At 58.0% G+C, this 20,390-nt stretch carries 22 protein-coding genes; 15 read left to right on the top strand and 7 right to left on the bottom strand.

What is annotated here, in order from left to right:
- Window positions 1-67: 67 nt before the first annotated feature.
- The gene (locus CFBP5473_RS00110) at window positions 68-703 is read left to right on the top strand and encodes a trimeric intracellular cation channel family protein (RefSeq protein WP_027674504.1); all 636 of its coding nucleotides are present in this window, start codon (window positions 68-70) and stop codon (window positions 701-703) included.
- 54 nt (window positions 704-757) lie between these two features.
- On the opposite strand, the gene irrA is transcribed toward CFBP5473_RS00110, so the two are convergent.
- Window positions 758-1,177, bottom strand: coding sequence for an iron response transcriptional regulator IrrA (gene irrA / locus CFBP5473_RS00105; RefSeq protein WP_027674503.1), 420 nt, complete (start codon window positions 1,175-1,177; stop codon window positions 758-760).
- Between the two features lie 303 nt (window positions 1,178-1,480).
- Between irrA and fabA the strand changes: the two genes are divergently transcribed.
- Genes fabA through fabI form a run of 3 tightly spaced genes read left to right on the top strand, consistent with a single transcriptional unit; the run spans window position 1,481 to window position 4,093 of the window.
- Entirely contained in the window at window positions 1,481-2,002 is a 522-nt protein-coding gene (gene fabA, locus CFBP5473_RS00100) for a 3-hydroxyacyl-[acyl-carrier-protein] dehydratase FabA (RefSeq protein ID WP_027674502.1), read from the top strand.
- A 54-nt stretch (window positions 2,003-2,056) separates the two neighbouring features.
- Complete coding sequence (gene fabB, locus CFBP5473_RS00095) at window positions 2,057-3,280, top strand: beta-ketoacyl-ACP synthase I (RefSeq protein ID WP_027674501.1); 1,224 nt, start codon at window positions 2,057-2,059, stop codon at window positions 3,278-3,280.
- Window positions 3,281-3,286: 6 nt separating this feature from the next.
- Window positions 3,287-4,093 carry an enoyl-ACP reductase FabI gene (gene fabI / locus CFBP5473_RS00090; protein ID WP_027674500.1) on the top strand — a complete coding sequence of 269 codons (807 nt, stop codon included), beginning with the start codon at window positions 3,287-3,289 and terminating at the stop codon, window positions 4,091-4,093.
- A gap of 55 nt (window positions 4,094-4,148) precedes the next feature.
- On the opposite strand, the gene CFBP5473_RS00085 is transcribed toward fabI, so the two are convergent.
- Together CFBP5473_RS00085 and CFBP5473_RS00080 are read right to left on the bottom strand one after the other, a co-directional pair.
- Complete coding sequence (locus tag CFBP5473_RS00085; RefSeq protein ID WP_027674499.1) at window positions 4,149-5,015, bottom strand: amidohydrolase family protein; 867 nt, start codon at window positions 5,013-5,015, stop codon at window positions 4,149-4,151.
- Between the two features lie 103 nt (window positions 5,016-5,118).
- On the bottom strand, window positions 5,119-5,874 hold the full coding sequence (locus CFBP5473_RS00080) for a FadR/GntR family transcriptional regulator (protein WP_234881766.1): 756 nt from the start codon (window positions 5,872-5,874) through the stop codon (window positions 5,119-5,121).
- 265 nt (window positions 5,875-6,139) lie between these two features.
- On the opposite strand from CFBP5473_RS00080, the gene CFBP5473_RS00075 reads away from it, so the two are divergent.
- Window positions 6,140-6,724 (top strand): TadE/TadG family type IV pilus assembly protein, encoded by a 585-nt coding sequence (locus CFBP5473_RS00075; protein WP_027674497.1) that lies wholly within the window; start codon window positions 6,140-6,142, stop codon window positions 6,722-6,724.
- A gap of 8 nt (window positions 6,725-6,732) precedes the next feature.
- Entirely contained in the window at window positions 6,733-7,314 is a 582-nt protein-coding gene (locus CFBP5473_RS00070; protein ID WP_051441206.1) for a TadE/TadG family type IV pilus assembly protein, read from the top strand.
- Between the two features lie 71 nt (window positions 7,315-7,385).
- On the opposite strand, the gene CFBP5473_RS00065 is transcribed toward CFBP5473_RS00070, so the two are convergent.
- Window positions 7,386-8,708, bottom strand: a complete 1,323-nt coding sequence (locus tag CFBP5473_RS00065) for an MFS transporter (protein ID WP_027674495.1) — start codon at window positions 8,706-8,708, stop codon at window positions 7,386-7,388.
- A gap of 294 nt (window positions 8,709-9,002) precedes the next feature.
- On the opposite strand from CFBP5473_RS00065, the gene cyoA reads away from it, so the two are divergent.
- From cyoA to upp, 8 genes are all read left to right on the top strand, one after another.
- Window positions 9,003-10,103 carry a ubiquinol oxidase subunit II gene (cyoA, locus tag CFBP5473_RS00060; RefSeq protein ID WP_413228961.1) on the top strand — a complete coding sequence of 367 codons (1,101 nt, stop codon included), beginning with the start codon at window positions 9,003-9,005 and terminating at the stop codon, window positions 10,101-10,103.
- 63 nt (window positions 10,104-10,166) lie between these two features.
- Window positions 10,167-12,170: a cytochrome o ubiquinol oxidase subunit I gene (gene cyoB / locus CFBP5473_RS00055; protein WP_027674494.1), complete on the top strand. Its 2,004-nt coding sequence runs from the start codon at window positions 10,167-10,169 to the stop codon at window positions 12,168-12,170.
- Between the two features lie 4 nt (window positions 12,171-12,174).
- Window positions 12,175-12,801: a cytochrome o ubiquinol oxidase subunit III gene (gene cyoC / locus CFBP5473_RS00050; RefSeq protein WP_027674493.1), complete on the top strand. Its 627-nt coding sequence runs from the start codon at window positions 12,175-12,177 to the stop codon at window positions 12,799-12,801.
- The gene (cyoD, locus tag CFBP5473_RS00045; protein ID WP_027674492.1) at window positions 12,801-13,214 is read left to right on the top strand and encodes a cytochrome o ubiquinol oxidase subunit IV; all 414 of its coding nucleotides are present in this window, start codon (window positions 12,801-12,803) and stop codon (window positions 13,212-13,214) included. The genes cyoC and cyoD overlap by 1 nt, the downstream gene beginning before the upstream one ends.
- A 138-nt stretch (window positions 13,215-13,352) precedes the next feature.
- The gene (locus CFBP5473_RS00040; protein WP_037170805.1) at window positions 13,353-14,108 is read left to right on the top strand and encodes an SURF1 family protein; all 756 of its coding nucleotides are present in this window, start codon (window positions 13,353-13,355) and stop codon (window positions 14,106-14,108) included.
- Window positions 14,109-14,222: 114 nt separating this feature from the next.
- A complete protein-coding gene (locus CFBP5473_RS00035) occupies window positions 14,223-15,443 on the top strand; it encodes a phosphopentomutase (protein WP_027674490.1) in 1,221 nt (406 codons plus the stop codon).
- Window positions 15,440-16,432 (top strand): adenosine deaminase, encoded by a 993-nt coding sequence (locus tag CFBP5473_RS00030; RefSeq protein WP_027674489.1) that lies wholly within the window; start codon window positions 15,440-15,442, stop codon window positions 16,430-16,432. Before CFBP5473_RS00035 ends, CFBP5473_RS00030 begins: the two co-directional genes overlap by 4 nt.
- A 105-nt stretch (window positions 16,433-16,537) precedes the next feature.
- Entirely contained in the window at window positions 16,538-17,167 is a 630-nt protein-coding gene (upp, locus tag CFBP5473_RS00025) for a uracil phosphoribosyltransferase (RefSeq protein WP_027674488.1), read from the top strand.
- A 63-nt stretch (window positions 17,168-17,230) separates the two neighbouring features.
- On the opposite strand, the gene CFBP5473_RS00020 is transcribed toward upp, so the two are convergent.
- Window positions 17,231-17,737 carry a hypothetical protein gene (locus CFBP5473_RS00020; RefSeq protein WP_027674487.1) on the bottom strand — a complete coding sequence of 169 codons (507 nt, stop codon included), beginning with the start codon at window positions 17,735-17,737 and terminating at the stop codon, window positions 17,231-17,233.
- A complete protein-coding gene (locus tag CFBP5473_RS00015; RefSeq protein WP_027674486.1) occupies window positions 17,734-18,231 on the bottom strand; it encodes an SRPBCC family protein in 498 nt (165 codons plus the stop codon). Before CFBP5473_RS00015 ends, CFBP5473_RS00020 begins: the two co-directional genes overlap by 4 nt.
- 99 nt (window positions 18,232-18,330) lie before the next feature.
- Between CFBP5473_RS00015 and CFBP5473_RS00010 the strand changes: the two genes are divergently transcribed.
- Window positions 18,331-18,684: a metalloregulator ArsR/SmtB family transcription factor gene (locus tag CFBP5473_RS00010; protein ID WP_413228962.1), complete on the top strand. Its 354-nt coding sequence runs from the start codon at window positions 18,331-18,333 to the stop codon at window positions 18,682-18,684.
- A 134-nt stretch (window positions 18,685-18,818) separates the two neighbouring features.
- On the opposite strand, the gene dnaA is transcribed toward CFBP5473_RS00010, so the two are convergent.
- Window positions 18,819-20,291: a chromosomal replication initiator protein DnaA gene (dnaA, locus tag CFBP5473_RS00005; RefSeq protein WP_027674484.1), complete on the bottom strand. Its 1,473-nt coding sequence runs from the start codon at window positions 20,289-20,291 to the stop codon at window positions 18,819-18,821.
- Window positions 20,292-20,390 lie beyond the last annotated feature (99 nt).

Here is a 20,390-nt window from a genome sequence, read left to right as displayed (position 1 = left end):
GGTAATCCTAACCCGCCCTCCTTGCGTGACACTGACCCGCTGGCCGAAATTTGAGGGGAGCGCACAAATGACACTTCTGGCTTTTCTCGATTATGCGGGCGTTGCGGTCTTTGCCGCAACGGGTGCGCTTGCCGCGTCTCGCAAGCAGCTCGATTTCATCGGCTTTCTGTTCTTCGCAGCCGTAACCGGTATCGGTGGCGGTACGCTGCGCGATCTGGTTTTAGGCCGCTCACCGGTCTTTTGGGTGGTGAACCCCACTTACATTCTCGTCTGCGTCGGTATTGCCATTCTCGTCTATTTCACCGCGCATCTGCTAGAATCCCGATATCGGCTGCTCATCTGGCTCGATGCCATCGGTCTTGCTGCCTATAGCGTCATGGGTGCCGCTAAAGGCCTCGCGGCAACAGGTTCGCCAACCGTTGCCATCGTTACTGGAACATTGACGGCAACATTCGGCGGCGTGCTGCGTGACATTCTGGCTGGAGAGCCATCGGTTCTTCTGCGACCTGAAGTCTATATCAGCTGCGCGCTGGCAGGCGCCTGCGTCTTTACCGGCGTCCATTTCATCGGAGCGCCACTCTTCATCGCATCCGGCGCTGGTGTGCTGACGGCATTCGGCATCAGAAGCGGCGCGCTGATCTTCGGCTGGACGTTTCCACCCTACCGCGCCCGTCCCGGCAGGCCGCCGGAAGACGTCATGTGAACACCAACAAAAAAGGCACCTCACGGTGCCTTTGCATGTTCTGGCGTTTTTTAATCAGCGGCGCTTTCGGCGCAGGCGGATCACCACGTCGACATGGGCAATTTCCATGCCTTCGGGGGGCTCCGGCAGATTGCCGATTTCCAGATTGTTCAGCGGAATATCCAGAACCTCGTTCTCACCTTCCACGAAAAAGTGATGGTGGTCGGAGACATTGGTGTCGAAATAGGTCTTGGCACCCTCGACGGCCAGAACGCGGATCAAGCCCGCTTCGGTAAACTGGTGCAGCGTATTATAGACCGTCGCCAGCGACACCGGCACACCGGCAGTCACGGCTTCATCGTGCAGTTCTTCAACCGTCAGATGGCGGTCGCCCTTGGCAAACAACAGGTCGCCCAGCGCAATACGTTGGCGCGTAGGGCGCAAACCGAAGCGGCGAAGCCTTGTTCCAATGTCCAAAGTGGCGTCAAATGCCATCGGGCGCGGTTCCTGAGAACTGTTATAAAAAATAGCTGTTGAGGATGCATATATCTTTTAAGGACGGGTCTTTCAATAGTTCTCGGGGTGCCATTGCTTGCCAATTGGCTGCAAAACAGGGGTTTTTGCAAATTTCCTCTGGTTCCATCCTTACGCTTACTGTATGCGGGCGCCATGTTAAGGACGGGACTTCGGCGGTGGGCGGAGGCTCGAAGTCGAATGCTGCCCTTGCGGCGCTTCATTTTGAGCCTAACTTGCTCTACAGAAGTCGACAAACACGAATAGACGGGAAACGGAAGCACTATGGCAACGAGGCAATCGAGCTACAATTACGAGGAAATTCTGGCATGCGGTCGTGGCGAACTGTTCGGCCCGGGCAATGCACAGCTTCCTCTGCCTCCTATGCTGATGGTCCATCGCATCACCGAAATTTCCGAAACCGGCGGCGAGTTCGACAAGGGCTTCATCCGCGCTGAATATGATGTGAAGCCGGACGACTGGTACTTCCCCTGCCACTTCCAGGGTAACCCTATCATGCCTGGCTGCCTCGGTCTCGATGGCATGTGGCAGCTGACGGGCTTCTTCCTCGGCTGGCTGGGTGAGCCCGGTCGTGGCATGGCCCTTTCCACTGGCGAAGTGAAGTTCAAGGGCATGGTTCGCCCGGAGACGAAGCTTCTGCAATACGGTATCGATTTCAAGCGCGTCATGCGCGGCCGTCTCGTTCTCGGCACAGCAGATGGCTGGCTGAAGGCCGATGGCGAAACCATTTATCAGGCGACGGACCTGCGCGTCGGTCTGTCGAAGGAAAAGGCCGCTGAAGCCTGATTGAAGGCAGGACGGTTTTTCCGTTCAGCGGCAAGCAAAGAAAAGGTCAACTTCATGAGAAGAGTTGTAGTCACCGGCCTCGGTATCGTTTCATCGATCGGCAGCGATGCTGGCGAAGTCACCGCTTCCCTGAGAGACGCAAAGTCCGGCATTTCATTCTCCCCGGATTTCGCCGAACATGGCTTCAAGTGCCAGGTTTGGGGCAAGCCTTCGCTCGACCCGACCGAACTGGTCGACCGTCGCGCCATGCGTTTCTTAAGCCAGGGCGGCGCGTGGAACCACGTTGCCATGAAGCAGGCAATCGCGGATTCCGGTCTGGAAGAAGGCGATATTAGCGGCAATGAGCGCACCGGCATCATCATGGGCTCGGGCGGTCCGTCCACCCGTACCATCGTCGAAGCCTCCGACATCACGCTGAAGAACAACAGCCCGAAGCGCATCGGCCCGTTTGCCGTGCCGAAGGCGATGTCCTCCACCGCATCCGCCACGCTTGCCACCTGGTTCAAGATCCACGGCGTCAACTACTCCATCTCGTCCGCCTGCTCTACCTCTGCGCACTGCATCGGCAATGCTGCGGAAATGATCCAGTGGGGCAAGCAGGACATCATGTTCGCTGGCGGTCACGAAGATCTCGACTGGTCCATGTCGAACCTGTTCGACGCCATGGGCGCCATGTCTTCCAAGTATAATGAAACGCCATCCGTCGCGTCCCGCGCCTATGACGTCAACCGCGATGGCTTTGTTATCGCCGGTGGTGCAGGCGTCCTGGTTCTGGAAGAACTGGAGCATGCCAAGGCACGCGGCGCGAAAATCTACGCCGAAATCGTCGGTTACGGCGCAACGTCCGATGGCTACGACATGGTCGCCCCATCCGGCGAAGGCGCGATCCGCTGCATGCGTCAGGCGCTCTCCACCGTTAAGGGCGAGATCGACTACGTCAATACCCACGGCACCTCCACGCCGGTCGGCGACAGCAAGGAAATCGGCGCGATCCGCGAAGTTTTCGGTGCGAATACGCCGCACATCCAGTCCACCAAGTCGCTGACGGGCCACTCGCTCGGCGCAGCCGGTGTGCAGGAATCGATTTACGGCCTGTTGATGATGCAGGAACGCTTCATCGGCGAAAGCGCGCATATCGAAACGCTCGATCCGGAATTCGAAGGCGTGAACATCGTTCGCAAACGCATCGACAACGCCAAGATCGACACCATTCTTTCCAACTCGTTCGGCTTCGGCGGCACCAACGCTACGCTCGTCTTCCAGCGCTATAACGGATAATTGCCCATGAACGGCATCATGCAGGGTAAACGCGGCCTCATCATGGGCGTCGCAAACAATCACTCTATCGCCTGGGGCATTTCCAAGGCGCTGGCCGCACAGGGCGCGGAACTCGCCTTCACCTATCAGGGCGAAGCGCTGGGCAAGCGCGTCAAGCCGCTGGCAGCCGAAGTCGGTTCGGATTTCATCGTGCCTTGCGATGTCGAGGACATTGCGTCCGTCGACGCCCTGTTCGAAACCCTGCGTGAGCGCTGGGGCTCGATCGACTTCGTCGTTCACGCCATCGGCTTCTCCGACAAGAACGAGCTGAAAGGCCTTTACGCCGATACGACGCGTGAAAACTTCAGCCGTACCATGGTGATCTCCTGCTTCTCCTTCACCGAGATTGCAAAGCGCGCCGCAAGCATGATGACGGATGGCGGCTCCATGCTGACGCTGACCTATAATGGTTCCCAGCGCGTCATCCCGAACTACAACGTAATGGGTGTGGCCAAGGCTGCTCTGGAAGCCTCCGTGCGCTATCTCGCTGCGGATTACGGCCCGAAGGGCATTCGCGTCAACGCCATCTCGGCAGGCCCTGTCCGCACGCTTGCAGGCGCCGGTATTTCCGATGCCCGCGCGATCTTTGCCTGGAACCAGAAGAACTCTCCGCTTCGCCGCACGGCGGATATCGACGATATCGGCGGATCGGCGCTTTACCTCCTGTCGAACCTCTCCAGAGGCGTGACGGGCGAGTGCCACTACGTCGATTGCGGCTTCAACATCACGTCGATCCCGACGCTGGAAGAGCTTTACAAGGCCGACGCCGAGTAATCGGCCTCGCTGCATATTCAAAAAGCCCGGCACTGCCGGGCTTTTTTCGTTTCAATCATACCGGATCGAAGCCGAAGAGTTTTTCGGGATTGGTGACGAGAGCCTGTCTGCGCGCCGCATCGGACGGCAGCCAGGACAGAACGGTGTCGAGAAGATCGGCATCGTCAGGATAGTCTTCCGTCGTCTTGGCGTTGTTGTGCGGCCAGTTGGTGCCCCAGATGATCCGTTCTGGCGCGTATTCCCCAATGACCCGCGCAATCGCGGCGATATCCTCGAATTCCGGCCCGCCGGACCGGCTGGACTCGTAGCAGCCTGCAAATTTGAACCAGCAATTGCCCTTGTCTATCAGGCGCTTCAGCGCGCCGATCTGCGGGCTATCCGGCGTAACACCGGCAAAGAACTTGCCGTGATGGTCGAAGATCCAGCGGCTCTTTATCGCCGAGAGCCGGGCCTCGTGATTGAGAATATGCGAGCCATCGAACTGAACGGCCACGCTCCAGCCAAGCTCTTGCGAAAGGCTGTCCACCTCTTCCAGGTGGCTGAGATTAACGGCACCACCTGGAAGATCCATGATCCGCGCGCCGACGACGCCGACATCGATCAGTTCCTGTATCTCATCCAGAGGCGTATCGCGCGTCACGACGGCAACACCCTTGGCAACGGAGCCCATTTCGCGCAGGCAGGCAATGAGGTTGCCGTTGTCGCGCTGATGGGCGTTGCCCTGCGTGATGACGACGCGCTCTATGCCGAGCCATTTCATCAGACGTCGATATTCGTCAGGGCCAGGCGTACCCTCGGGCACGGGCGGTCCGCCTGCCTGTCCCGGAAAGCCCGGCAGATACATATGCATCTGGGTGTCGATGGCACCTTTTGGCAGCGTGAATTTCGGCTGTCTGCCTTCGAATGTTCTGTTGATGGTCATGAGCCTTCTCCGGTTGCCTCCATCGTTACGAAGGCCTGATCGAACGCGCCTCCTCAGCGCGTTCTTGGGCGCCGCTATGGGTGCCAGATGATGGGAATGACGGTCAGCCGCGGCGCAGCATGGCGCGGTATCTCTGCTGGCTGCCCTTCAGGTGCTGGCGCATGGCTTCCCGCGCTGCCGCGGCATCTCCATCGGAAATGGCGCGAACGATGCGATCATGCTCATCCTGAAGCTGCTGGAGATAGGAAGCCGCAGTCGTCTCGGTTTGAGTTGCGCGCAGTGCCGCGCGCGGAATGACATTCTGCCCCATGACCTCCAGAAATTCGCGGAAACGCGGATTGTTGGTGGCGTCGGCTATGGAGAGATGCAGCTGGAAATCAGCTTCGGCAGTCGGCTTACCGTTCTGGATGCAATCCTGAACGGCGGCCAGCCGGCGCATGATGGCCTCTTCCTGCGCGGGCGAGCGGCGCACGGCGGCAAGCTCCGCAGCTTCCGTCTCGACTGCGGCACGCAGTTCCAGCAATTCGATGATGGAGGAAATGCGGTCGTGATCGACATCCTGAAAAGGCTGCGGCTGTTGCGTAGGCAGCGCCAGCACGAAAATGCCCGCCCCATGACGCGCCTCGACCAGCTTGTCTGCCCGCAGCGCTGCAATCGCCTCGCGCACCACGGTTCGGCTGACCTTGTAGAGGTCCGTCAGCCCGGCCTCGCTCGGCAGCTTGTCCCCTGGCTTGTACTGGCCGGCAAGAATGGATTGCCGCAGGGCATCCGCCGTCTGGGTTACCAATGAAACACCTGAGCGGGAGCCGACAGGGCTCTCTTTCACATTGCCTTCGGCGGTATCGTTTACATTGGTCAAAAAATTACTCCCGGCGAAATTGAGCGAATGAGATCAATAGGGTTGCAATCACTGTACACGAATATCCAGCAAAGATGCATCTATGGCAATATTTATATTATTTCTACGGTCATTCGTATGATGTCCGTCGCATTCGAGCGATAATGGCACGATCCTCCTAATGCAACATGTTGCAGCAAGGAAATATAAAGAAAGCCACCATAATAATCGTTGCCGTTACGCTTTCGGGCTCAATGCTTCCCATCATGAAGATAGAAAAAGCGCCATGCGACTGCCGTTTTTGAGAAAAGCATTGCCCGGCAAACTGCTGCGTTCGCGCGACGGCACGGCCGCAATCGAATTCGCGCTGCTGGCCATTCCCTATTTTCTCGTCGTCTTCGCCATCATCGAAACATTCATAGCCCTTCTCGGCGAACAGCTGGTGACGAATGCCACCGATACGATGGCGCGCAAATTGCGCACCGGACAGATTGCCAGCACTGTAACGCCGGAAGACTTCCGAAAAAGCTTCTGCGCCGAAGTCTCCATCATGATCACCTGCACGGAAGACGAGATCAAGAAGCCAACCAAGCTTTATATCGATCTGCGCAAGTTCGACACCTTCGCGGCGATCCCGACGACGATACCGCTGATCCCAATCGGCGAATATTACGACCTGAACACCTCCACCTTCGGCTTCACGCCCGGCGGCCCAAGCACGATCAATATGCTCCGCGTCTATTATCGCTGGCAGGTCATCACCGATCTCGTCCGGCCCTATTTGACGAAAATCCGTCCTGCGGATGGTAGTATGCCGTCCCATTTCCTCATCGTTGCAACCGACGCCTACCGCAACGAGGCCTATCAATGAGGAAGAGGATGACGGTGAAGCCTAAAGTGTCATGGAACGGGGCAGGGGGCCTGCTGCGCCGCTTCGCCCGGGATCGCAGGGGTGTGGGCGCGATTGAATTTGCGATCATCTTTCCGATCCTTTTGTCGCTCTACATAACCTCTTTCGAACTGACGGTGGGCTTCAGCGTCTACAAGCGTGCCACGCGGGCAGCGGGATCGATTGCCGACCTCGTTGCGCAGCAGGCGAGCGTCGACAAGGCCTATCTGGGCACGATGAGAGATGTCGCTGCCGCAACCTTCGTCCCTTATGCAACGACTGGCCTGAAGCTGAAGATCAGCGGCATTCAGATCGACGCCAACAAAAAGGCGACGATTGCGTGGTCATGGGACCAGAACGACGGAAAGCCCTACGCAATCGGCTCGGCTGCCGCGATCCCGCAGAATCTGCTGGTGGCGAACGGGTTTCTCGTCCACGCGGAGCTCTCTATCCCGCACGATCTCCTGATGTTCATGCCGACGCTGTCATCGAACCTGTCTTCCATCACCATCGGTCGAGACTATTACTTCGCCAAGCGTGAAGCGGATGCGATCAAGTGCACCAACTGCTGACATAAAGAAGCCGCGCATTAAAAAGCCGCGAAGCCGATCAGGCCCCGCGGCTTATATGCTTAAGAGGTTTCTTATTCGGACGGCATGTCCAGCGTGCGGCTGAAATACAGCGCAACGATGGTGCAGACCGCGCCGGAGAGCAGATAAAGCCCAACGGCGAAGAGACCGAACTTGGACGAGAAACCAAGCGCGACGAGCGGCGCAAAGCCCGCACCGATCAGCCAGGAGATATCCGAGGTCAATGATGCACCGGTGTAGCGGTATTCACGGCTGAAGCGCGATGCCAGCGCGCCACCGGCCTGACCGAAAGACAGGCCCAGCAGCGAGAAGCCGATCAGCACGAAGAGATATCGCCCGATATCGCCTGACGCCATCAGGATGGGTGCAATGAAGCTGAATATACCGATGAGGGCCGCTGCAATCCCCAGCAGCTTGCGACGACCGATACGGTCGGCCAGCGCGCCGGAGACGACGATCATGCCGCCGCCGATAATGGCGCTGATGAACTGGACGAACAGGAAGTCCGACAGGCGCTGTTGCGTGTGCAGAACTACCCAGCTGATCGGAAAGACGGTGACGAGATGGAAGAGCGCGAAGCTGGCCAGCGGCACGAAGGCGCCTGTGATGACGACGCGCGACTGGCTGCGCAGCATCTCGAACATCGGCTTCGGCTCAAGCTCATGCTGCTCCAGCATGGTCTGGAATTCCGGCGTCACGATCATGCGCAGGCGGGCAAAGAGAGCCAGTACATTGAGCGCAAGCGCAACGAAGAACGGGAAGCGCCAGCCCCAGGCCAGGAATTCCGGATTGGACAGCTGGGTTACGAAGATGATGAAGAAAGCGCTGGCAAGGCCAAAGCCCATGGCGGCGCCGATCTGCGGCATCATGGCGTACCAGCCACGCTGCTTTTCCGGTGCATTCATCGCCAGCAGCGAAACGAGACCGTCCCAGGCGCCACCGAGGCCAACGCCCTGACCGATGCGGAAAAGCGCCAGCAGCAGAGGCGCGATCATGCCTGCATCCGAATAGGACGGCAGGAAGCTGATCGCCATCGTGGAGCCACAGAGTGTGAACAGTGCCGCCGTCAATTTCACGGCGCGACCGAACCTGCGGTCGATCTGGAGGAAAAGGAGGGAGCCGATGGGTCGCGCGATGAAGGCGAGGGAAAATACGGCGAAGGAATAAAGTGTGGCCGTCAGCGGGTCCGCATAGGAGAAGAAGACATATGGGAAGACGAGGACGGAGGCGATTGCGTAGACGAAAAAGTCGAAAAATTCAGTCATTCGAGCAAGAATGACGGCAATGGTGATGCGATCCGGATCGACCGGAACTGCCTTTTTGCCGACGTCTGCAGTGCTCGGCCCATCAAATCTGGCCGTATCGGTATAGCTCATAATATGCCCTCCTGCGTATGGCGAACCATTTTCGTAACGCAAACGGCTCCTCTTCCGTTGCGTCACATGCGGCGGATTGTCACACAGCCCATAGGGGTCGTCAAACGGATTTACTTGAAAGGGCTTGCCGATTGGCGGGACTTTGAGATAATCCCACCACTTGCCGTCTCGACGGGTTTAAAGCCATCCTTGTTGCAGTGCGAAAAAACGCTGCACCGCGACAAAATTACGCATTTATTAAATGACATTTGGCAACTACTCCCGAGACATATCGAAATAATCGAGTTCAAGAACGTGCGCACGATCAAGAAAATATCCACGGCCCTCCTGGGCCTGTCGTCGTTGCTGCTGCTCAGCGGCTGTAACCTCGTCGTCATGAACCCATCGGGCGACGTTGCCCGCCAGCAGGCCGACCTCATCATCACCGCTACCGTTCTGATGCTTCTGATCATCGTTCCGGTCATCGCGCTGACGATCTTCTTTGCCTGGAAGTATCGTGAGTCTGCGAAGTCTACCGATTACGATCCCGAGTGGCATCACTCGACGCGTCTGGAAATGGTCATCTGGTCGGCTCCGGTTGCCATCATCCTCATGCTCGGCACGGTGACCTGGATTTCGACGCACCGCCTCGATCCCTATCGCCCGCTCGACCGCATCGATGAATCCCGCGAAGTGACCGAGCAGCACAAGCCGCTGACGGTCGAAGTTGTCGCGATGGACTGGAAGTGGCTGTTCTTCTACCCGGAACTGGGCATCGGCAGCGTCAATGAGTTCGCAGCACCCGTCGATACGCCGATCAACTTCAAGATCACCGGCACGACGGCAATGAACTCCTTTTTCGTTCCGGCGCTGGCTGGCCAGATCTATGCCATGGGCGGCATGCAGACCAAGCTTCACGCCGTCATCAACCGTGAAGGCACCTATGATGGCTTCTCGGCAAACTTCTCCGGCCCGGGCTTCTCGCACATGCGCTTCAAGTTCCAGGGCATGAGCCAGGAAGGCTTCGACCAGTGGGTCGCCAAGGCCAAGGAGGGCGGCAAGCCTTTCGGTCGCATGGAATATCTGGACTTCGCCAAACCTTCCGAGCGCGAGCCGGTGCAGTATTTCGCCAATGTCGATCCGGAACTCTACGATGCGATTCTCAACCGCTGCGTCGAGCCGAACAAGCTCTGCATGCGTGACATGATGCATATCGACGCCAATGGCGGCGGCGGCAAGGAGGGCATCGATATCGCCAAGGCACTGAACTCCGTGGTCTGCACGCCGCTTGCGCCTTATGGCGTGGCATCCGGCCCACAGTCTCTGCCTGCTGCCATCGAAGGCCAGACATTCGAGCCTGCTGCCCTGCCGCAGATCAAGGCTGAAACCGCACCTGCCACCGGTAGCGCCGGCTAAGACGAAACCGATTATCCGCGGCGCGCTTTCGCGCCGCTCTCTGATTTGATTGAAGAGGCTAAAATGGTCGCCACCACCGATCAAACGTCGTTCCTGCTAGGGAAGCTGACGTGGGAATCCATCCCAATCCATGAGCCCATCCTTATTGTCACCTTCATCGGGGTGGCTTTCGGCGGTGCCGCCGTACTCGGGCTGATCACCTATTTCCGTCTCTGGGGGTATCTCTGGAAGGAATGGTTTACATCCATCGATCACAAGAAGATCGGTATCATGTACATCATCCTGGCGCTCGTCATGCTGCTGCGCGGCTTTGCCGACGCCATCATGATGCGTCTCCAGCAGGCGATTTCCTCCGGCGGTTCGGAAGGTTATCTCAACCCGCACCATTACGACCAGATTTTCACGGCCCACGGCGTCATCATGATCTTCTTCATGGCCATGCCGATGATCACCGGTCTGATGAACTACGTCGTACCGCTCCAGATCGGCGCGCGTGACGTTTCCTTCCCGTTCCTCAACAACTTCTCCTTCTGGATGACGACCGCCGGTGCCGTGATCACCATGATCTCGCTGTTCATCGGTGAATACGCCCAGACCGGCTGGCTGGCCTATCCGCCGCTGTCGGGCATTCAGGGAAGTCCGAGTGTGGGTGTCGATTATTACATTTGGGGTCTGCAGATCGCCGGTGTGGGAACGACATTGTCGGGTATCAACCTGATCGTCACCATCATCAAGATGCGCGCACCGGGCATGACCATGATGCGCCTGCCGATCTTCGTCTGGACCTCGCTGTGTTCCAACATCCTGATCGTGGCATCCTTCCCTATCCTGACCGGTACGCTCGCACTTCTGACGCTTGACCGCTACGTTGGTACGAACTTCTTCACCAACGACCTCGGCGGCAACCCGATGATGTACGTCAACCTCATCTGGATCTGGGGCCACCCGGAAGTGTATATTCTGGTTCTGCCTGCTTTCGGTATCTTCTCCGAAATCGTCGCAACCTTCTCCCAGAAGCGCTTGTTCGGCTACACGTCGATGGTTTACGCGACCGCGGTCATCACCATCCTCGCCTATGTCGTCTGGCTGCACCACTTCTTCACCATGGGTTCGGGCGCCAGCGTCAACGCCTTCTTCGGCATCACCACCATGATCATCTCGATCCCGACGGGCGCGAAGATCTTCAACTGGCTGTTCACCATGTATAAGGGCCGCATCAAGTTCGATGTCCCGATGCTTTGGACGGTCGGCTTCATGATCACCTTCGTCATCGGCGGCATGACGGGCGTTCTGCTCGCCGTTCCTCCGGCAGACTTCGTGCTGCACAACTCGCTGTTCCTGATCGCGCACTTCCATAACACGATCATCGGCGGCGTCGTCTTCGGTGTTCTGGCCGGTATCGTCTACTGGTTCCCGAAGGCCTTCGGTTACCGTCTCGATCCGTTCTGGGGCAAGCTGTCCTTCTGGTTCTGGTTCATCGGCTTCTACGTCGCCTTCGTGCCGCTCTACGTGCTTGGCCTGATGGGCGTCACACGCCGCCTCAGCCAGTTCGAAGACACGTCGTTGCAGATCTGGTTCGTGATCGCAGCCTTCGGTGCGTTCCTGATTGCGCTGGGTATCGCGTCCTTCCTCATCTCGCTCGTCGTCAGCTTCTTCAAGCGCGAAGAGCTGCGTGACGTCACCGGCGATCCCTTCCACGGTCGCACGCTGGAATGGTCCACGTCTTCTCCGCCGCCTGCCTACAACTTCGCCTTCACGCCTGTCGTGCATGATGTCGATGCATGGGCGGACATGAAGAAGCGCGGCGCAGAGCGTCCGCTGGAGGGCTTCATCCCGATCCATATGCCGAAGAACACCGGCACGGGCGTCATCATCAGCGCCATCAGCGTCGTTCTCGGTTTCGGTCTGGTATGGCACATCTGGTGGCTTGCAGCCCTCAGCATGCTCGCGATCATCGTGGTCTCGATTGCGCATACCTTCAACTACAATCGCGACTATTACATTCCGGCATCGGATGTAACGGAAGTCGAAGCAGTCCGCACGAAGCTGCTGGCAAATCAGGCTTAAACGAATGGCTCAAGCATCTGCACACACCGCCGATAACGCGGAAAAGCCGGTCTTCTACCTGAAGGAAGACCACCACCCGGAAAACGGCACCTCGCTCGGTTTCTGGCTGTACCTCATGAGCGACTGCCTGATCTTCGCAACGCTCTTTGCAACATACGCCGTCGTCGGCCGCAGCTATGCGGCCGGTCCTTCCGGCGCGGACCTTTTCGATCTGAAGCTGGTTGCCATCAACACCGGCTTCCTGCTGTTCTCCTCCATCACCTATGGCTTTGCCATGCTGGAGGCGCAGAAGAAGAAGGTCAATTCGACACTTCTCTGGCTCGCCATCACCGGCATCTTCGGCCTCGCCTTCCTCGGGCTGGAACTCTACGAGTTTCATCACCTGATCGAAGAGGGCGCGGGTCCGCAGCGCTCGGCCTTCCTTTCGGCCTTCTTCGCGCTGGTCGGCACCCACGGTCTGCACGTCACCTTCGGTGTGATCTGGCTCGTGACGCTGATGGTTCAGGTCAAGAAGTTTGGCCTGCATGCGGAAAACATGCGCCGCCTGACATGCCTGTCCATGTTCTGGCACTTCCTCGACGTCATCTGGATCGGCGTCTTCTCGTTCGTCTATCTGGTTGGAGTTCTGTAATGGCTTCGAACGCACACACACATGATCACGATCATGGCCACGGCCATGGTCACAACGATCACCACCACGATAGCGGTGAGGATCACGGTTCCTTCAAGAGCTACATGATCGGCTTCATCCTGTCGGTCATCCTGACGGCCATTCCATTCTGGCTGGTCATGGGTGACGTGCTTCAGGATCGCACCACCACCGTCATCGTCATCATGGTCTTCGGTGTCATCCAGGTCTTCGTGCACATGATCTACTTCCTGCACATGAACACCAAGTCGCAGGGCGGCTGGACCTTCATGTCGCTGCTCTTTACCCTCGTGGTGGTCATGATCACGCTCGTCGGTTCGCTCTGGGTCATGTACAACATGAACAAGAACATGATGCCGACCATGACGATGGAGCAGATGAAGAATCTGCCCTGATCCCTCATAAGGTCAGCCCTATCAAAGTCCGCGCTTTAAAGGCGCGGACATGTCCTCCGAAAAGACCAATAACCCCATGAATCGGAGAGCGGATTCATGGGGTTATTTGTTGAGCAGGACGCTCCCGTGAAAACTGACATGCAGACATCTCCGAAAAAGCGCATCCGCCCCGCAGCCATCGTCGTCATTCTGATGACGGTCGTCCTCACCGCGTTTTTGCTGGCGCTCGGCACATGGCAGGTGAAGCGCCTTTCATGGAAGCTCGACCTCATCGCACAGGTGGAGCAGCGTGCCCATGCGGAGCCCGTCTCGGCACCGCCGCCATCTAATTGGGGATCGTTGCAAGACCCGTCCAGCTATGAATATCGCCGGGTGAGCCTAACGGGCACATTCCATCATCAGGATGAAGTGCAGGTCTACACCGTCTCCGATCTGGGGCCGGGCTACTGGGTGCTGACGCCGCTGCAGCGCGATGATGGCTCGCTTGTCATCGTCAATCGCGGCTTCGTGCCAAGCGACAAGCGCGATCCTTCTACCCGGGCAGAGGGAGAAGTGCCGGGCATCGTCACCGTCGTCGGCCTGATGCGCGCACCGGAAACCGGCGGCCTGTTCCTGCGCACCAACGATCCGCAGAATGATCGCTGGTATTCCCGCAACATTGCTCAAATCGCCGAGGTGAGGGGCCTGTCCAACATCGCACCATTCTATGTGGATGCGGATGCGACGCCGAACCCGGGCGGCCTCCCGATTGGCGGCAAGACCATGCTCACCTTCCCCAACAACCATCTTTCCTACGCCATCACATGGTACATTCTGGCGGCCATGACGGTTGCTGCGGGCTGGTTCGTAACGCGCAACCTCAATTCGCCCAGACGTCCTGCTGAAGAGGAATAGGAAGCGCTGCCCGGCTTCAGGCTGTCGCAATAAAGCGTTTCACCTTTTCGTGTCCGTTGTTTTATACAAGTCTTTTGTATCGCGGCGATGGTGCCGCGTTTTTCGTGGTGAGACATGGCCCGCGCATTTCTTCTGGTTCTCGATTCCTTCGGCGTCGGCGGCGCACCGGATGCCGAACATTACGGTGATCTTGGCGCAAATACGCTCGGCCATATCGCGGAATTCTGCGCAGCCGGTGCGGCGGATAGAGAAGGACTTCGCTCGGGCCCGCTGAAGCTTCCGAACATGTCGGCGCTGGGCCTGCTGAAGATCGCAGAACTGGCAAGCGGCGATGTGCCCGCGGGGATGCCCCCGCCAGAGCGCATTTATGGCCTGCATGGCTGCGCCAACGAGATTTCCAAGGGCAAGGACACGCCGTCCGGCCATTGGGAAATCGCCGGAACGCCCGTTCGCTTCGATTGGGGTTATTTCTCAACGGAAGGCGATGCGTTTTCGCCGGAGCTGGTTGAGGCCATCTGCGAGCAGGGGAATGTCCCCGGCATTCTCGGCAACTGCCATGCATCCGGTACCGAGATCATCGCCCGCTTCGGTGAAGAACTTATCAGCAGCGGCAAGCCCATCTGCTACACATCGTCGGACTCGGTATTCCAGATCGCCGCCCACGAGACGCATTTCGGTCTGGAACGGCTTATCGCTCTCTGTGAAGTCGTCCGCAAAATCCTCGATCCCCTCAATATTGGCCGCGTCATTGCCCGGCCTTTCGTCGGAGAGACGGCAGCGACCTTCACCCGCACCGGTAACCGACGCGATTTCTCCGTACTTCCGCCAGAGCCGACGCTTCTCGACCGCCTTGTGGAAATGGACCGCAAGGTGCTCGCCATCGGCAAGATCGGTGATATCTATGCCCATCAGGGCGTGTCCCGCGTCATCAAGGCCAATGGCAACGATGCGCTGATGGATGCGACGCTGGAGGCCATGGACGAAGCGCTGAACGGCGATCTGGTTTTCACCAATTTCGTCGATTTCGACATGAATTACGGCCATCGCCGCGATGTCGCCGGTTACGCAGCGGCGCTGGAAGCCTTCGATGCCCGCCTGCCGGAAATTCACCGCAAGATGCAGCCCGGCGATATAGCGCTTCTGACCGCCGACCACGGCTGCGACCCGACATGGCGGGGCACGGACCACACCCGAGAACGCGTGCCGATCATGGCCTTCGGCCCCGGCATCCGCGAAAGAAATATCGGCATCCGCTCGACCTATGCCGATATCGGCGAGAGCATTGCCGCCCATCTTAGCATACCGACTGGCCGACATGGCAGGAGTTTCATGTGACGTCTCATCTTCTGAAAGCGGAAATTCATTGCCATCTGGAAGGCGCAGCCCCGCCATCGCTCGTGCTCGAACAGGCGCGCAAATACAATGTCGATACCAGCGAATTCCTGCGTAACGGCGCTTACGTCTGGACCGATTTCGCCGAATTCATCCGCTGCTATGATGACGTCGCGCAGGTGTTCAAGACGGAAGAAGACTACGCGCTTCTGGCTGAGACCTACCTCACCGAACTGGCTGGCGAGAACACCATTTACAGCGAGCTCATCATCTCGCCGGATCACGGCGACCGCATCGGCCTCGGTGCCGACGCCTATCTGTCAGGCATCACCGAGGGCATTCGGAGGGCCAGGGGAAAGACCGGAATCGAAACCCGCATCATCGTCACGGGCGAGCGGCATTTCGGCCCGGAAAGCGTCATCGCTGCTGCGGAATATGCCGCCCGCGTCAAACACCCGCTGATCACCGGCTTCAACATGGCAGGCGAAGAGCGCATGGGCCGCGTGGCCGATTATGCGCGCGCCTTCGATATCGCCCGCGATGCGGGGCTTGGCCTGACCATCCATGCAGGCGAAGTCTGCGGCGCATTCAGCGTTGCCGACGCTCTGGATCTGGTCAAGCCGCAGCGTATCGGCCATGGCGTGCGCGCCATCGAGGATGCCGATCTCGTCAAGCGTCTTGCAGAGCTTGGCACGGTTCTGGAGGTCTGCCCCGGCTCCAATATCGCGCTCAATGTCTACCCGGATTTCGACAGCCATCCACTGAAGCGCCTGCGTGATGCGGGCGTGCGCGTCTGCATCAGTTCGGACGATCCACCCTTCTTCGCCACTTCGCTTGCGCAGGAATATGAGATTGCCCGCCATGCATTCGGCTTCACCGATGCCGAAATCAATGCCATGACACGCACGGCGCTCGAGGCAGTATTCGTGGATGAGGTGACCCGCCAGACGCTTCTGGCAAGGTTCGATGCATCGACACGAGTGTCAGCCTGAGACCAAGATGCAAGACTGCGGCTTAAAACGCCTCTGCGGTCTTGCGAAATCCTGCCATTCGGTCAAATAGAAAACGATACAAAGAAAAAGGAAAGGCCAGTTTCCATGGACGGCGTCACAGTCATCAATCACCCGCTCGTGCAGCACAAGCTCACCATCATGCGCAAGAAGGAAACATCGACGGCAAGCTTCCGCCGGCTTCTGCGCGAGATTTCCACGCTGCTCTGCTATGAGGTGACGCGCGATCTAGACCTGACGATGTCGACCATCGAAACGCCGATGCAGACCATCGAAGCACCGGTGCTGGAAGGCAAGAAGCTGGTTTTCGCATCCATCCTTCGCGCCGGTAACGGCCTGCTGGAAGGCATGCTGGAACTCGTTCCGTCCGCGCGCGTCTCGCATATCGGCGTCTACCGCGATCACGATACGCTGGAAGCCGTCGAATATTACTTCAAGGCCCCGGAAAGCCTCGATGCCCGCCTGATCATCGTCGTGGATCCGATGCTGGCAACCGGCAACTCCTCCATCGCCGCCGTGGAAAAACTGAAAGAGCGCGGCGCAAAAAACATCCGCTTCCTCTGCCTGCTGGCCGCACCCGAAGGCATCAAGAACTTTCACGAAGCACACCCGGATGTCCCGATCTACACGGCTTCCATCGACAGCCATCTCAACGAACAGGGCTACATTATGCCCGGTCTCGGGGATGCTGGCGACCGTATGTACGGAACGAAGTAACAGCTGTTCTTACATTTCCGGTATGCTAAAGCCCGCTTCCCTCTCCATGGGAGCGGGCTTTTGCTATTCTTCAGTAAGTGATCCGTTGTCCCGCGCAAATCGCGTTGCGAGCCAGAGATGTGCTGCGAGAATGATCGGCGGTAGACCCAGCCAGAAGATGAAGCCTCCATTAGCAAAGGCATCACTGGCGATCGTAAAGGCCCATGCAAGAAATCCCATAGTGCCTATGGGAATGATGGCGACGAGCAACCCGATGCGAAGATCGCGACGATGCCTCACCAAACCCTTCGATCCGTTTTTGACGTAAACGAGAGACAACCTTCCTAACTGCCACAAGGCGAAATAAGCGGCTACGACGAACAGGACGAAGGCTACAGATCCAAACAGGCCCGGCAAGGTTTCCGGATCAATCAGACCCGTAACCATGTAGGCGGGCAAAGCTATCGGTGTCAGCGCCACAGCGAATGCGCCAACCGGCGCAAGAACTGCAGCGAGCAGATAGAGCGGCAGAGCAAAAACAATGAATTCGACGCAATAGGCGCAACGAAAAAACACGGACGGGGTCATCATGCCGCGATTTCCTCGAGTTCGCCTTTTGCCTTGCGTGTCATCGACAGTCGCTTCCAGTTGGAAGAAGCGTAACGATGCGCCTGAACGAGCGCGATCCACATTCCAAGCTGCTTGAGCAACCGAAAACGACCTTTGCTTCGAAATTCCGTCTTTCGCTCGACGCGCGTCCGGTTTCCATCAAGCGGAGTGAGTGTGAACTCGTCCTCCAGCACATCCACCCAATCACCGCACCAGACGGTGGATTCCTGCATGCGGTAACGTAATTTCCGGTTCACATCGCAGATCAGGATACGCTGATTGATCGTGCCAAGATCTGTGGTGCATTGGCGCGTATTGCCGACCTTTGCTTCACCTTCCAGAACCTTGCAGCTCATGGGTTTGGGAATGCCGAAGCGGAAAAGGAGAGGGCGTCTGTCATCCATGCGGGCGTGAAGAAAATGCGGCCATATCTCGTCTGGGCTGCAATCGAAAATCCAGCTGGAACGAATGTGCATGCCGATCTCCTTGCTTCATTTATACAATTAGGTAATCGACTAAATGTAAGTCTGTCAACAATTAATTGATTACCTAATTGTTTAATGGTATGAAGCATCATGACCATACAGCTGATATTCGAAGCCCTGTCTTCGCCCATACGCCGAAAAATCCTGGCCTATGTCGCCCATCAAGAGATGAATGCGGGGGATATAGCCGCACGCTTCGATATGTCGAAGCCGTCTATTTCGCAGCATCTTCAATTGCTTGAGCATGCCGGGCTTGTGGCGTCTGAGAAGCGCGGAAAATATGTCTACTATCGGCAGATGCCGGATACGCTTGCAAGCACGCTGACCGGTTTTGTCCAGGAAATTTGTCCGATCGGCGGACCGCTTCGCCGCGAAAGCGCGCAGAACGCTAAAGACGCATCCGTAAAAGAGATGCAGGTCGAGTCAGGCACCAAGGGCGCCTGACCGAACAAACTTTCTGCGCCGTCCTCAAGCCAGTTCTACGCCGATGCCACAACAAAAAGGGCGCTGTCTCTAACAACGCCCTTTTTTGATTTTTGAAGTCCGCGGGCAAGTCGGCCTTCTGGCCGACCGCGTGCTTACGCGTTGTTTTCGTTGATCAGGCGCTTGAGAAGTTCCACCTCGTGGCCGAGCTTCGTGTCGCCGGAGATCAGTTCTTCGATCTTGCGAACGGCATGGAGGACCGTTGTGTGGTCGCGACCGCCGAAGCGGCGTCCGATTTCCGGGAAGGAACGCGGCGTCAGCATCTTGGCGAGATACATGGCAACCTGGCGCGGCTTGACGATGACACGGGTACGGCGGTTGGAGACCAGTTCCTGACGCGAGACATTATAATGCCGCGCGACGATACGCTGGATGTCCTCGATGCGCACGCGCTTGGCTTCGCCCGTGCCGACGAGATGCGACAGCAGCTCATCCACACGCTCGACAGACAGGTTCGGCTCGAAGGAGCGGCGGAAGATCAGCTGGTTGAAGGCGCCTTCCAATTCGCGACCGCTTGCCGTTACGCTGCGCGCAACATGCGAAACGATGTCTTCGGCGATTTCGAAAGACGGATCTTCCTGACGGGCGGTTTCGATACGCTGCTTCAGCATCTCGTAACGCATCTCGTAATCCGGGCCTTCGATCTCGATGGCCATGCCGCCCTGAAGACGCGAACGAACGCGTGGATCGAGCGATTCCAGCTCCCAGGGCGCACGGTCCGCAGCAACCACGACCTGCTTGGCGCTGTCGAGCAGCATGTTCAGGAGATGGCAGAATTCGTGCTGGATCATCTTGCCCTGCAGGAACTGCATATCGTCGATGATCAGCAGATCGATATTGCGCAGCGTATCCTTCAGCGTCAGCGCATCATTGTCGCGGATCGCGGTGGCGAAACGCCACATGAAATATTCAGCCGTCAGATAGACCACGCGCGGATTGCGCGGGCTGTCGATGGCGGCATTCGCGATGGCCTGAAGAAGATGCGTCTTGCCAAGGCCTACACCCGCATGAATGAAGAGCGGGTTGAAGCGCACGGCACCGGCACCGGCTTCCGCAATCGTCTTGGCGGCAGCCAGGGCAACACGGTTCGAAGACCCTTCAACGAAGGTATCGAAAGTGAAGCGGATGTCGAGCGGAGAGCCGAAAAGCGGGCCGGAACCCGAATGGCGCGGCGCTGGCGCGGATGCCGCGGCACTGCCAGCAAGGCTGGAAGCAGCAACGGGCTGCGGCGGAATGAAGGGCTTCGCGCGCTGTGCGCTCATGCCCATGTCCTGCTGCGGTTGAACGCGCTCTTCCGTCTGCGCTGCACGCACCGGGCGGCTGGCCGAACGAACAAGGATTTCGACCTTCAACACGTCTGCATCTTCGCTCTGCACCAGCGTCGTGATGAGATCGATGTAACGGTTGTTGATCCAGGATTTCAGAAATGTCGTCGGAACCGTAAAGCGAACGACGCTCTTCGATACCGAATGGAGTTTCAGCCGGGCAAACCAGCTTGCGTAAACCTCTGGACCAACCTGAGCCTTGAGCCGCGCGCTAAAACGTTCAAACAGCGCGTCGTGCTTCATGTCCGGTTTGTCTCCCGCCGCATCATTGCAAACTGCATCAACAGCCTTCTGTGCGCGGTCCCCGTTTGCCACCGCGCCCATTGCCAAATTCAATTGCAT

Origin of the sequence: Agrobacterium larrymoorei, from assembly GCF_005145045.1 — a bacterium.
Lineage (GTDB): Bacteria > Pseudomonadota > Alphaproteobacteria > Rhizobiales > Rhizobiaceae > Agrobacterium > Agrobacterium larrymoorei.
This window is presented reverse-complemented; position numbering and strand designations above follow the sequence as displayed.